Raw genomic sequence first — 12683 nt, 5'->3', positions numbered from 1 at the left:
CGGAACCCCTGCGAGGCTCAGGGATTCGTCTTCGTGAGAGTCCTGTGGAGAGTCTTGTATCGAAACCCGCGCTCTCTGGTTAATCGCCAGGTTCTCACCTATATCCTTCTAGTCGGCTGAGAATCCAGCCGACGCCCGCGGCCCCGCCCATCGAATATGGACCCGGTCCCGCCTGATGCGAACGGATGTTCCCATGCAGGTGTTCACGTTTTTCTGTGTCGAGTCCGATGGCTCGGTGCCGCGTTTCGATGTCACCCCTTGCCCCGACGACCAGGCCGCGCGCCGTCGCGCCGAACAGCTGGTCGGCGTCCATCGCGGCTGCGACACCGTCGAGGTGTGGCGCGGCGCCACCCGCCTGTTCGAGGTGACCTCGCACCAGGTGGCGGCGGCCTAGTTCTTTCTCCCCCTCGAAGACTGTCATCCCGGACGTAGCGCAGCGAAGATCCGGGACCGACGCCTGAGCGCCGGCGCTTCCGGCGGTCCCGGATCGGCGCGCTACGCGCTTGTCCGGGATGACAGCGGAATAGAGCGATAAATCCGTACAAGACGGCCCGGCTTCACGGTAGCAAGTGGAACGCCAGCCGGAGTCCGCCCCATGATCGCCGTCCCCGCCCGCCCTTCCGCCATCGCCGACGACAGCGGCCACGGCGGCGTGCAGATCCTCGTCACCGCCGGCCCCATCCGCTTCGCGGCCGATCTGGCCCCCCTGAACGGCGGGCTCGACATCGGCCCCAATCCCCATGACCTGGTGGCCGCCGGCCTGGCGGCCTGCACCACCCAGACCCTGCGGCTCTACGCCAACCGCAAGGCCTGGTCGCTGGGCGCGGTGCATGTGGAGGTGACCTGGCGGCGCGACCCGTCCTCGCAGCCGGCCGACATCTTCGAGCGCGTGATCACCCTGGGCGGCGACCTCGATGACGCCCAGCGGGCGCGGCTGATGGAGATCGCCGAGGCCTGCCCGATCCACAAGATGCTGGTGGCGGGGTCGCGGGTGGTGACTTCGGCGGCCTGAAACCAGGCCCTCCCCCTGTGGGGGAGGCGATCGCGAAGCGATCGGTGGGGGGAGTTCTAGGGCCTTCGATCCGAACTCGCGGCCAACATCCGACCACGCCCCCCTCCGTCGGCTTCGCCGACACCTCCCCCACAGGGGGAGGACCTAAAACCCATAGAGCGCCGCATACTCCGCATCCTTGGCCGCGATCTGCCTGGCGCAATCGACCATGACCTTGGCCTGTTTCCAAGTCGCGTCGTCCTGCATCTTGCCGTCCAGCATGGCCACGCCAGTGCCGTCCGGCATGGCCTCCAGGATGCGCTTGGCGAAGATCACTTCGTCCGGCGCCGGGCTGAACACCGCCTTGGCGATGGCGATCTGGCTGGGGTGCAGGCTCCAGGCCCCGGCGCAGCCCATCAGGAAGGCGTTGCGGAACTGCTGCTCGCAGGCGACCGGGTCGTCGATGGCCCCGAACGGACCGTAGAACGGCTTGATGCCATGGGCCGCGCAGGCGTCGACCATCTTGGCGAAGGTGTAGTGCCACAGGTCCTGCTGGACGGAGACGCGGGGCGAACCGTCAGCGTGCGGGTCCTCGATCACGCGGTAGCCGGGATGGCCGCCGCCGACCCGGGTGGTCTTCATGGCGCGGCTGGCGGCGAGATCCGCCGGGCCCAGGCTGATGCCCTGCATGCGCGGGCTGGCCCCGGCGATGGCCTCGACGTTCATCACGCCTTCCGCCGTCTCGAGGATGGCGTGCAGCAGGATCGGCCGGGTGACGCCGTGCTTGGCCTCCAGCGAGGCCAGCAGCTGGTCCATGTAGAAGATGTCCCACGGCCCCTCGACCTTGGGGACCATGATCACGTCGATCTGGTTTCCCGCCTTCTCGACCAGGGTGGCCACCTCGTCCAGGTGCCAGGGCGAGTTGAGGCAGTTGATCCGCACCCACAGCCCCACGCCCAGGGCCTTGAAGTCGGTCTCGCGGGCCATGGCGATCGCGCCGGCCAGGGCCGCGCCCTTGGCGTCGGCGGGGATGGCGTCCTCCAAATTGGCCAGGATCACGTCGACAGTCGGGGCGATCTCGGGGACCTTGGCGCGCACCTTGTCCAGGTGCGGCGGCACGAAGTGGATCATCCGTTCGACCCGGGCCGGCGGTTCGCGCCACGGGGTCGGCGCGCCGATGGCCAGGGGTTTGAAAAAGCCTCGGGGGGTCTTCATGCGCGCTTCCCAGTTCGTTTCTTATTTCGCAGTTGCGAGAAGATTGCGGCGGCGCGGTAGCGGGGTCAAGACTGACGCGAAGGGAAGGGTCACGGTCCAACCTCAGGGCTTGCTGGGTGGCCCCTGGACCGGCAGCGGCGGCTCTTCGGGATCCTCGCGCTTGAGATCCTCGGCCGCGTCGTTCTTCGAGGCGTGGGCGGCCTTGGCCTTGGCCTTGCGGCCGGCCCGGGTCTCCAGGCGCAGGGCGGCGCGAGCGTCGTCGCCCTCCTCGCCGAACAGCCCACGCAGGCGCACGTCGCGTTGCGGATAGGGCACCTCGATGCCCGCCCCGCGCAGGGCGTCGTCGATCGCCCAGGTATAGGCCGCGAAGATCGCCGCCGGGCGGCGCACCGAGTCCACGGTCGGCCAGACGATCAGCTCGAACTTCAGCGACGACTCTCCAAACCCCACCAGCCAGACCTGGGCCTTGCGCACGGCGTCGTCGGGGGCGGTGAACGACACCGAGTGGGCCGCCGCCAACACCGCCTCGCGCACCTTCTCCTTGTCGACCCCGAAGGCGGTGACGAACGGCACATGGATGCGGCGCGTGCTGTGGTGCAGGGTCCAGTTGATCACCTGCTCGTTGACCAGCACCGAATTGGGCACGATCAGGTCGGTGCTGTCGTTGGTGCGGATGCGGGTCGAGCGCGGGCCGATCTCGTGAACCACGCCGCGGGAGCCATTCTGCAGTTCGACGAAGTCGCCCACCGCCACCAGGCGCTCGAACATCAGCGACACCCCCGAGGCGAAGTCCTTGACCAGGCCTTGCAGGCCCAGGCCCACGCCGACGCCCAGGGCCCCGGCGAACACCGCCAGCGAGGTCAGGTTCACGCCCATCACCGACAGGGCGACCAGCAGGCCGATCGTCCGCAGGCCGTAGGTGCTGAGCCTTTCGACGATGTACAGCGACGGGGCGGCGACCACCGACCGTTCGCGGAGCCGCCGCAGACCGGCGGCCACCAGCTTCGAGAGGTAGATCGAGGCCACGACGATGACGATCGCCGCCGCCACCCCGCCCAGGGTGATCGTGGTCTTGCCCAGCTTGACCAGTTCGATGGCGTCGGGGCGGTTGAACAGGTTTTCGGCCATGGCGGCGAGTGTGGGGGCGCCCGAGCACGGCGGGCAAGTCCCCAAAACCCTCTCCCATGGGGAGAGGGTGGGGCCCGCGCCGACAGGCGTGGGAGGGTGAGGGGGTGGTGAGTCGACGGCGCGCCGGCAGGGCGCCCGAGCGAAAATCGGTGAGGGCGTAACCCCTCACCCTCCCACCGCTACGCGGCGGGTCCCTCCCTCTCCCTCTGGGAGAGGGTGATCAGCGCCCCACCATCGCCAAGCCGGCTTCGCTGTAGCGCTCGCCTTCGACCGCCGTCTCCGGCACGGCGGCGGCGATCCTGGCCAAGTCGTCGGTGGACAGCACGACGTCCACCGCCCCGACATTCTCCTCCAGCCGGCCGATCTTGGTCGTGCCGGGGATCGGGGCGATATGGTCGCCCTGGTGGAGGATCCAGGCCAGGGCCAGCTGGGCCGGAGTGACGCCCTTGTCGGCGGCGATCTGGGTGAGGGCTTCGACCAGCGACAGGTTCTTGGCCAGGGCCTCGCCCTGGAAGCGCGGCAGGCCGCGGCGGAAATCGTCCTTGGCCAGCGGCGCGTCGGCCTTGATCGCCCCGGTCAGGAAGCCTCGGCCGAGCGGGCTGTAGGGCACTAGGCCGATCCCCAGTTCGGTCAGCACCGGCAGGGTCGTCTTCTCCAGGTCGCGGAACCACAGCGAATACTCGCTCTGCAGAGCGGCCACCGGCTGCACGGCGTGGGCCTTGCGGATGGTCTCGGGACCGGCTTCGGACAGGCCGAAATGCTTGACCTTGCCCTCGGCGATCAGGTCCTTGACCGTGCCGGCCACGTCCTCGATCGGCACGTCGGGGTCGACGCGGTGCTGGTAGAACAGGTCGATCACCTCGACGCCCAGACGCTTCAGCGACGCCTCGGCCACTTCGCGGATATGCGTGGGCCGGCTGTCGGTCCCGCGCATGCGGGCGTAGCCCTCGCCCGCGCCTTCCGGGGCGATGTCGAAGCCGAACTTGGTGGCGATGACGATCTTGTCGCGGAAAGGCTTCAGGCCCTCGCCGACCAGCACCTCGTTCAGATAGGGGCCGTAGACCTCGGCGGTGTCGAAGAAGGTCACGCCCAGCTCGACCGCCCGGGCCAGCACCTTGAAGGCGTCGGCCTTGTCCAGGGCCGTGCCGTAGACCTGGCCCATGCCCATGCAGCCGAGGCCGATGGCCGAGACTTCCAGCCCGTCGCCGAGTTCGCGCGTCTTCATGGGGAGCTCCTGATCTAGGGATGTCGCGTGGGAAGGTCCGCCTTCCACGAGGGAAGACGGGCCACGAAGGAAGATGGGCGCCGATCGCCGCGACGATAAGACCCCCAGATCGACGACGCAGGAATGGGCAAGACGTTCGCCGGATCGGGCAAACGGCCATGGGTCCGCCGAATGGGGGCCTCGATCAGTCGAACGGCGTCGCCAGGAAGGCCGGCGTCGCCTCGGCGCGCGCGGTCAGGGCGACCAGGGCGGGACAGGCCGGCGCCTCGACCGATTCCGGCAGGGTCCGGATCGCGAAGGTCCAGACCACGGCGCTGGTCAGCCCGGCCTGCGACCCCTCCAGCCAGGCCGGCGGCGCGGCGATCTCGGCTTCCAGCAGCCGCCAGGCGTGCGCCAGTTGCCCCCGCACCCGGTCGATCCAGGGGGCGTGCCGCTTCTCGTCGGGGCGCAGGTTGAACTCGTAGACCAGCGACACGGTCTTCTCGCAGGCGGCCAGGGCCAGGCCGAGGATGCGCTGGGCGCGGGCGTGGTCGGCGATGTCGTCCGGCGCCAGGCCTCGCCCCGCCAGCCGCTCCAGGTGCTCGATGATCAGGCCGGAGTCCATCAGCACCACGCCGTCGTCGGTGACCAGGGTCGGCGCCTTGACCACCGGATTGATCGCCGTGAACGCGTCGTAGTGGCGAAACACCGACACCGGCTCGTGCGTGAACGGCAGGCCCAGCAGCCGCGCCGTGATGGCCACGCGCCGCACATAGGGCGAATCCAGCATTCCGATCAGTCGCATCGCCGCTCTCCTGAAGACCCTCTCCCGGAGGGGAGAGGGAGGGGCCCATGCGCAGCATGGGAGGGTGAGGGGTGAAGGCGTCAACCGGCGTGCCGGCAGAGCGCCGTGAGAAATCGGTGAGGGTGTAACCCCTCACCCTCCCACGACTTCGTCGCGGGTCCCTCCCTCTCCCGCTGGGAGAGGGTTTCTTGAGGCGAACCACGGCGTGATCCGCCGCAGGGCCTCCTCGACCTCCGCCGTCGAGACCGCGAAGCTGAAGCGGATGAACCGTCGGCCGTCGACCGGGTCGAAATCGACGCCGGGCGCGGTGGCCACGCCGGTGTCGCGCAGCAGGGCCTCGCAGAAGGCCAGGCTGTCGTCGGTCAGATGGCCGATGTCGGCGTAGATGTAGAAGGCCCCGTCCGGCGGGGCGATCGAGGCCAGGCCCAGGGCCGGCAACGCATCGAGCAGCAGGGCGCGGTTGGCGCGGTAGACGGCCACGTGGCCCTCCAGCTCGTCCAGGCAGTCCATGGCCACCAGCCCCGCGTGCTGGCTCAGCGACGGCGGGGTCAGGAACAGATTGCCCATGAAGGCCCGGGCCCGCTGGATCTGCTCGCTCGGCACGACCGTCCAGCCCAGCCGCCAGGCGGCCATGCTGAAGTACTTCGAGAAGCTGTTGACGATCAGGGCGTCCGGCGCGAACGCCAGCATCGAGCGGGCCGGCTCGCCGTAGCTGAGGCCGTGATAGATCTCGTCGGAGACGACGCGAATCCCGCGCGCGCGGCAGACCTCGGCGATGGCCTCCAGCTCGGCGGCGGGGATGATGGTGCCGGTCGGGTTGGCCGGGCTGGCGATGATCACCCCGGCGGGCGCGGGGTCCAGCGCCGCCAGGTGGGCGGCGGTCAGCTGGAAGCGGCTCTCGGCCCCGCAGGCGATCTCGACCGGGACCAGGTTCAAGGCCTTCAGCGTATTGCGATAGGCCACGTAGCCGGGCCGGGCCAAGGCCACGCGGTCGCCCGGCTGGAAGTTGGACGCCAGGGCCAGCACCAGGGCCGGCGAGGCGCCGCAGGTCAGGATGATCCGCTCGGGATCGACGCTCACCCCGTCCAGCGTGGCGTAGCGCTGGGCGATCGCCGCCTTCAGCCGCGGGCTTTCCCAATAGCCCATGCCGTCGGTGTCCAGCACATGGTGCGCCGTGGCGATCGCCGCCTTGGGCGCGCCGGTCGAGGGCTGGCCGAACTCCATGTGGATGATCGATCGGCCCTCGGCCTTCATCTGGTGGGCCAGACGGCTGATGGCGATGGCGTGGAAGGGTTCGATCTCGGAAGCGGCCATGCAGCGTAACTAGTCGGCGCGGCGTCCGGCCGCAACGACCCGTCTCGAACCTTGTCCATCGCCTCGAACCGCCTTAGCGATCTTGAGTGTTTGGGGAACAGCATGACGATCATTGAGGCTCCGAGGCGGCTGGCGGGCCTCGTCATCGCCGCGACCTGGATGTTCTTCGCCGGACGGCTCCTAACGTTCAGTCTGTTCGGGGCGAATCTAGCATTGCTGGTCGGAAAGCCGCCGGAGGCCTTCCCATACTTAGCCTTCGCCCAAGTCCTGAAGCTTTCAACCAACATCGCCTTGTTCACCCAGGCTGTAGCCGGCGTCCTCGCCCTGATCTGGATTTACCGCGCCAGCCGCAACGCCCAACGCCTAGCGAATTACGGCCTGCCAATGTCAGCCGCTTGGGCGGTCGGCTGGTACTTCGTGCCGATCGCCGCGATCTGGAAACCCTTCGAGGGCATGGAACAGTTGTGGAAGGCTAGCACCGCGGGGACCGCATGGCGCTCGGTCACGACCCCCGCCCTGCTCCGCTGGTGGTGGGGCGCATGGCTGGCGGGCGGCGGCGTCGGCGGCCTGCTCGGCGTCCTCAAGCAGGTCGGCATTCATGACCGCGCGCTGCTCACCGGCATGATCATGCTGGGCGGCCTGGTCGTGATGGCGCAGTGCGTGCTGTTCAATCGGATCGTCCGCCACGTCACCGACCTGCAAGGCCGGGTCACCGACACGAGCGTGTTCGACTAGGACCTCGGCGACATCGGTCGCCCCTGGGCGGCGGTTCGTCGAAAAGCGCGGGCCGATGTCGGAACGGACGTGGCTTGATCGTCCTGGGTTCGACACCCGCTCAACGGAGGACGCCCCCATGCCCAAGATCACACCGTTCCTGTGGTTCGACACCCAGGCCGAGGAGGCCGCGAACTTCTACGTCTCGCTGTTTCCCAATTCGAGGATCACCAGCGTGGCGCGCTATCCCAGCGACTCCCAGCCGCCGGCGGGACCGCCCGGAACCGTCATGACCATCGGTTTCGAGCTGGAGGGCCAGGAATACACCGCCTTGAACGGCGGCCCAATGTTCCCCCTCACCGAGGCGGTGTCGTTCGTCATCCACTGCGCCGACCAGGCCGAGGTCGACCGCTACTGGGACGCCCTGCTCGCCGACGGCGGCCAGGCAAGCGCGTGCGGCTGGCTGAAGGACAAGTTCGGCCTGTCCTGGCAGATCGTGCCGCAGGCGCTGCTCGACCTCTATTCCAGCCCCGACAAGGCCGCCGTCGGCCGGATGTTCGCCGCCATGATGCAGATGGTGAAGCTGGACATGCCCAAGCTGAAGGCGGCGTTCGAGGGGGCATAGGCCTGGGCCCTCCCCCTGTGGGGGAGGCGGCCGAAGGCCGGTGGGGGGAGTTTAGGATCGTCGATCCGGGTTGTGGTCGTCCGCCGATGACGCCCCCTCCGTCGGCTTCGCCGACACCTCCCCCACGGGGGGAGGGACTAGGCGCCCTTAAGCCTTCTTCACGAACTCCACCCGCAGCACCAGGCCGCGCACCTTCTCGACATTGGCCTCGATCTCGTCGGTGTCGCCGGTCAGGCGGATGTTCTTGACCAGGGTCCCGCGCTTGAGCGTCACGCCGCCCGAGCCCTTGACCTTGAGGTCCTTGATCAGGGTGACGTTGTCGCCGTCGGCCAGGATCGTGCCGTTGCTGTCGCGGGTTTCGTCCGACATGTCGTTCTCCTGAAAAGGTGTGGGTGCTTAGCAGCGCGCGCGCCCAATACAAACACTGTCATCCCGGACGAGCGCGCAGCGCGCAGATCCGGGGTGACAAAACTATTTCCGCCCCAGCGGATGCTTGGACTTCACCACCTGGGCCAGGTGATCTCCCGCCACGTGGGTGTAGATCTGGGTGGTGGCGATGTCGGCGTGGCCCAGCAGGGTCTGGATGACGCGCAGGTCGGCGCCGCCCTCCAGCAGGTGGGTGGCGAAGGCGTGGCGCAGGACGTGGGGGCTGACGGTCTCGCGGTCGATGCCGGCGGCGATGGCGGCGTCCTCGAGCAGCTGCGAAACCCGCCGCGCCGTCAGCCGGCCGCCCTTGCCGCGCGAGGGGAACAGCCAGGGGCTCTCCTTGACGCCCTTTGGCAGGAATTGCGGCCTTGCCTCCAAATAGGCCTTCACAGCCGCGCGGGCCGCGTCGTTCAGCGGGGCCAGCCGCTCCTTGCCGCCCTTGCCCTTGACCATCAGGAAGGCCGGGTCGCGGGCGAGGGCCGCCAGCGGCAGGTTCAGCAGTTCGGAGATCCGCAGGCCCGAGGCGTAGAGCAGCTCGATCATGCAGGCCAGGCGCAGGCCCTGCCCCCCGTCCTTGGCGGCCGCCGCCGCGATCAGCCGCAGGACCGCGTCGCGCGACAGCACCTTGGGCAGGGGCCGGCCGGCCTTGGGCGCCTCGACCCGGCGCGAGGGGTCGTCGTCGCGCCAGCCCTCGCCCAGCACGAAGCGGTAGAACTGCCGCAGGGCCGAGCGCCGGCGGGCGGCGGTGGCCGGCGACAGGCCGCGCGCGCCCAGGTCGGCGAAATAGGCCTCGACGGCCTCGGCCGAGGCGGCGTCGAGATCGCCGCGCGAGGCCAGGAACAGCCGGGCGTCGGCCAGGTCCTTCTCATAGGCGGTCAGGGTGTTGCGGGCGGCCGCGCGCTCGACGGCCATCATCTCGAGGAAGGCGTCGATCCAGCCTGATGCCACGCTGCTCATTTCAGCTGCAGCGCCAGCAGCCCCTCCACGGCGAAGGCGCGGGCGTCGGCTTCCAGCCCGGCCTTCAGCAGGGCGCGGACCAGCCGGGCGCGATCGACCGGCCCCGGTCCGGCGGGCCCGGCGTCGGCGGCGATCGACAGGGCCAGCAGCGCCGCCTCGCCCTGGCGGCCGGCGGCGGCGGCGGCGTCCAGCACGATCAGTCGTCCGGCCGGCGCGGCGGACTTGCCCGGGTCGAAGATCGCGAACGACGCGCGGGCCTCGGGGCTCATGGGGCCGCCGAACGCGGCCAGGATCAGGGCGGCCGCCTGGGCGGGCGACTTGACGCCGCCCTGGACGCCGCGCTCGATCAGGCCGTCCAGGATCTGGCTGTCCTTCTTGCCCTCGGCGGCGGCCAGGGTCGCGTCCAGCAGGGCGAGATCCAGAGTGGTCGCGCCCGGGATGGTGTCGCCGGTCAGCTTGCCTCGGATCGCCTGGGCGGTGGCCAGGTCGCCGGCGGCCAGGGCGGCGCGGGCCAGCGGCACGGGGTCCTCCAGCGGCGCGGCGCCCCCGGCCAGGGCGGCGACCGCCGGCAGGGCGGCCTTGGCGGCGTCGGTGAAGGCGACCAGGCCCTTGGCGCCGCGCAGGGCGGCCAGGACCTGGGCCTGGGCGGCGGCCGGGTCGGTCGGCGCGGCCGCGTCGGCGGGCTTGAGCATCGCCTTCAGCGCCGGCGAGGCGCTGGCGACGGCGGCGGCCGACCCCACGTCCAGTCCCAGCTTGCGCGACAGGGCGTAGTTGATCCCGTTGGCCAGGTTGGCCGGCCCCGCCGGCGCGCCGGACAACAGGGCGCTCATCAGCCGGGCGTAATCGGCGTCCTGGCCCTGGGCCAGGCTGAGGGTCAGCTGGGCCGCGGCCTTCTCGCCGGCCAGGGCCTGGCAAAAGGCTCGCAGCCGCAGCCAGTAGGGCCCGCCGCGGTCGACGGTGAGCGCCTCGCCGATCTTGCAGGCCTTGTCGTCGGCGCCGGAAATCAGGGCCGCCTCGGCCGCCGCCAGCGACAGCGGGGCGCTGCCCGCCACGCCGGGCGCGCGGTCCAGCATGGCGTCGGCCCCCTTGGCCTCGCCCAGGGCGATCAGGGCCAGGGCCCTCATCGCGCCCAGTTCGGGGTCGTCGCCGATGCCGGGCGGGGCGTTGGCGCCGGTGGCCAGCACCCGCCGCGCCAGGCCGGTCGCGGCCGGCGACAGCGGCTTGGTCGCCAGCTTGGGCAGGGCTTCCTTGGCGACGCCCGGCGAGGCGTCCTTCCAGAGGTCGCCCGTCAGGTCCGTCTGCGCCGCCGGCGTCGAGAACAGGTCCGGGGCGGCCAGGGGCTGGACCTGCACCTGAGCCAAGGCCTGAACGGGGGTGGACGTGGCCGCGAGCACCGCCGCCAGGACGATGGCCGAAAGGGTCGTGAGTCGCTTGCAAGGAGCCATGGTTCAACTATGCCGCAGGACAGGGGTTGGCGAAACTTTTCGCCCTCCGCGACACCCTGGACGCGGCTTTGGTCCAAACCTTGGCGGGAGGCCTTGCGCTCGTGTAAACCGCGAGCAGGCCATGACCGACGATCCCGCCCCTTCCCGCCCTGACGTCCGAGCCCCTGAATCCCAGGGACCGGACCCGAGGGCCGCCCTGCGCCGCAAGACCATCGTCCTGGTGGGGCTGATGGGCGTGGGCAAGTCCAGCGTCGGCCGCCGCCTGGCCACGGCGCTGGACCTGCCGTTCCGCGACGCCGACAACGAGGTCGAGGCCGCCGCCGGCCGCTCGATCCCCGAGATCTTCGCCGAGATGGGCGAGGCGGCCTTCCGCGACGGCGAGCGGCGGGTGATCGCCCGGCTGCTGGACGAGCCGCCGCACGTGCTGGCCACCGGCGGCGGGGCCTTCGTCAACGCCGAGACCCGCGCCCTGATCAAGTCCAAGGCCGTCGCCGTCTGGCTGAAGGCCGACCTGGAGCTGCTGGCCCGCCGCGTCAGCCGCAAGGAGGGCCGGCCGCTGCTGAAGGGCCGCGACCCGATGGACGTGCTGCGCGAGCACGCCCAACTCCGTTACCCCGCCTATGGCGAGGCCCATCTGACCGTCGAGACCGGCGACACCGCCCATGGCGTGGCGGTCGAGGCCGTGATCCAGGCCCTGCAAAAGTACCTGAAGTCCGAAAGCGAGCTGAAGTGATCACCACCATCCCCGTGGGCCTGGGCGCGCGCGCTTATGACGTCGTGGTCGGAACCGGCCTGATCGATCGGGCGGGCGAGCACATCGCCCCGCTGCTGAAGCGCAAGCGGGTGGCCATCGTCACCGACACCATCGTCGGCGAGCACCATGGCGAGCGGCTGGCCAACGCGCTGGAGCACGCCGGGGTCGCCACCGACGTGATCCTGGTGCCGCCGGGCGAGGAGACCAAGAGCTTCGAGGGCCTGGCCGACCTGAGCGACCGCCTGCTGGCCCTGAACCTGGAGCGCGGCGACATGGTCGTGGCGTTCGGCGGCGGGGTGGTCGGCGACCTGACCGGCTTCGCGGCGGCGATCTACAAGCGCGGCATCGACTTCATCCAGATCCCCACCACCCTGCTGGCCCAGGTGGATTCGTCCGTGGGCGGAAAGACCGCCATCGACACCCCGCGCGGCAAGAACCTGATCGGCGCCTTCCACCAGCCGCGGCTGGTGCTGGCCGACCTCGACATCCTGGCCACCCTGCCGGCCCGCGAGCTGGCCTGCGGCTATGCCGAGATCATCAAGTACGGCCTGCTGGGCGACTTCCCCTTCTTCGAATGGCTGGAGGCCAACGTCCAGGCCGTGCTGGAGCGCGACACCTCGGCCCTGGTCCGCGCCGTCGGGCGCTCGGTCGAGATGAAAGCCGAGATCGTCGCCGAGGACGAGAAGGAAGTCGGCCGCCGGGCCCTGCTGAATCTGGGCCACACCTTCGGCCACGCGGTCGAGGGCGAGATGGGCTTCGGCGACGCGCTCAAGCACGGCGAGGCCGTGGGCCTGGGCATGGCCCAGGCCTTCCGCTTCTCGGCCCGCCAGGGCCTGTGCTCCAGCCAGGACGCCGTCCGCGCCGAGGCCGCGATCAAGGCCGCCGGCCTGCCGACCAGGCTGTCGGACATCCGCCCCGAGCCGTTCAGCGCCGACGCCCTGATCGCCCACAGCGCCCAGGACAAGAAGGCCGAGGGCGGACTTTTGACCTTCATCCTGGTCCGCGGCATCGGCGACGCCTTCGTGGCCAAGGACGTGGATCGGGACGAGCTGCGGGCGTTCCTGATCGAGGAAGGCGCGGTCTAGGGGCCGTCCTGACCTCGCCC

General features: G+C 70.3%; 14 protein-coding genes. 6 read left to right on the top strand and 8 right to left on the bottom strand.

The features are described 5' to 3' along the window. Positions 1 to 235 precede the first annotated feature (235 nt). Together ASD21_RS11610 and ASD21_RS11605 are read left to right on the top strand one after the other, a co-directional pair. Positions 236 to 394: a hypothetical protein gene (locus tag ASD21_RS11610; protein ID WP_235523815.1), complete on the top strand. Its 159-nt coding sequence runs from the start codon at positions 236 to 238 to the stop codon at positions 392 to 394. 201 nt (positions 395 to 595) lie between these two features. Then, the gene (locus tag ASD21_RS11605; protein ID WP_056440804.1) at positions 596 to 1012 is read left to right on the top strand and encodes an OsmC family protein; all 417 of its coding nucleotides are present in this window, start codon (positions 596 to 598) and stop codon (positions 1010 to 1012) included. A 144-nt stretch (positions 1013 to 1156) separates the two neighbouring features. Here the strand turns inward: ASD21_RS11605 and ASD21_RS11600 are convergent, their stop codons facing one another. From ASD21_RS11600 to ASD21_RS11580, 5 genes are all read right to left on the bottom strand, one after another. Further along, the gene (locus ASD21_RS11600) at positions 1157 to 2206 is read right to left on the bottom strand and encodes an HpcH/HpaI aldolase/citrate lyase family protein (protein ID WP_056440801.1); all 1050 of its coding nucleotides are present in this window, start codon (positions 2204 to 2206) and stop codon (positions 1157 to 1159) included. 102 nt (positions 2207 to 2308) lie between these two features. After that, positions 2309 to 3334, bottom strand: coding sequence for a mechanosensitive ion channel family protein (locus ASD21_RS11595; protein ID WP_056440798.1), 1026 nt, complete (start codon positions 3332 to 3334; stop codon positions 2309 to 2311). 220 nt (positions 3335 to 3554) lie between these two features. Then, positions 3555 to 4559, bottom strand: coding sequence for an aldo/keto reductase (locus tag ASD21_RS11590; protein ID WP_056440797.1), 1005 nt, complete (start codon positions 4557 to 4559; stop codon positions 3555 to 3557). A gap of 184 nt (positions 4560 to 4743) precedes the next feature. Then, complete coding sequence (locus tag ASD21_RS11585) at positions 4744 to 5343, bottom strand: glutathione S-transferase family protein (protein ID WP_056440795.1); 600 nt, start codon at positions 5341 to 5343, stop codon at positions 4744 to 4746. 132 nt (positions 5344 to 5475) lie between these two features. Then, positions 5476 to 6657, bottom strand: a complete 1182-nt coding sequence (locus tag ASD21_RS11580) for an aminotransferase class I/II-fold pyridoxal phosphate-dependent enzyme (protein ID WP_056440788.1) — start codon at positions 6655 to 6657, stop codon at positions 5476 to 5478. A gap of 102 nt (positions 6658 to 6759) precedes the next feature. Here ASD21_RS11580 and ASD21_RS11575 point away from each other — a divergent pair, with 102 nt between their 5' ends. Continuing rightward, the gene (locus tag ASD21_RS11575; RefSeq protein WP_056440783.1) at positions 6760 to 7392 is read left to right on the top strand and encodes a DUF4328 domain-containing protein; all 633 of its coding nucleotides are present in this window, start codon (positions 6760 to 6762) and stop codon (positions 7390 to 7392) included. A 118-nt stretch (positions 7393 to 7510) separates the two neighbouring features. Continuing rightward, positions 7511 to 7996, top strand: a complete 486-nt coding sequence (locus ASD21_RS11570; protein ID WP_056440780.1) for a VOC family protein — start codon at positions 7511 to 7513, stop codon at positions 7994 to 7996. A gap of 147 nt (positions 7997 to 8143) precedes the next feature. Here the strand turns inward: ASD21_RS11570 and ASD21_RS11565 are convergent, their stop codons facing one another. From ASD21_RS11565 to ASD21_RS11555, 3 genes are all read right to left on the bottom strand, one after another. Next, positions 8144 to 8365: an alkylphosphonate utilization protein gene (locus ASD21_RS11565; RefSeq protein ID WP_056440777.1), complete on the bottom strand. Its 222-nt coding sequence runs from the start codon at positions 8363 to 8365 to the stop codon at positions 8144 to 8146. Positions 8366 to 8467: 102 nt separating this feature from the next. After that, the gene (locus ASD21_RS11560) at positions 8468 to 9379 is read right to left on the bottom strand and encodes a site-specific tyrosine recombinase XerD (protein ID WP_056440771.1); all 912 of its coding nucleotides are present in this window, start codon (positions 9377 to 9379) and stop codon (positions 8468 to 8470) included. Further along, positions 9376 to 10824 (bottom strand): hypothetical protein, encoded by a 1449-nt coding sequence (locus tag ASD21_RS11555; RefSeq protein ID WP_056440768.1) that lies wholly within the window; start codon positions 10822 to 10824, stop codon positions 9376 to 9378. Before ASD21_RS11555 ends, ASD21_RS11560 begins: the two co-directional genes overlap by 4 nt. Before the next feature lie 121 nt (positions 10825 to 10945). Between ASD21_RS11555 and ASD21_RS11550 the strand changes: the two genes are divergently transcribed. Beyond that, the gene (locus tag ASD21_RS11550) at positions 10946 to 11557 is read left to right on the top strand and encodes a shikimate kinase (RefSeq protein ID WP_056440767.1); all 612 of its coding nucleotides are present in this window, start codon (positions 10946 to 10948) and stop codon (positions 11555 to 11557) included. Continuing rightward, on the top strand, positions 11554 to 12663 hold the full coding sequence (aroB, locus tag ASD21_RS11545; RefSeq protein ID WP_056440766.1) for a 3-dehydroquinate synthase: 1110 nt from the start codon (positions 11554 to 11556) through the stop codon (positions 12661 to 12663). Before ASD21_RS11550 ends, aroB begins: the two co-directional genes overlap by 4 nt. Positions 12664 to 12683: the final 20 nt, after the last annotated feature.

Source organism: Caulobacter sp. Root1455, assembly GCF_001426905.1.
In the GTDB taxonomy this organism is placed as follows: domain Bacteria; phylum Pseudomonadota; class Alphaproteobacteria; order Caulobacterales; family Caulobacteraceae; genus Caulobacter.
Note: the sequence above shows the minus strand (reverse complement) of the source record. Positions and strands in the feature narration are given on the sequence as shown.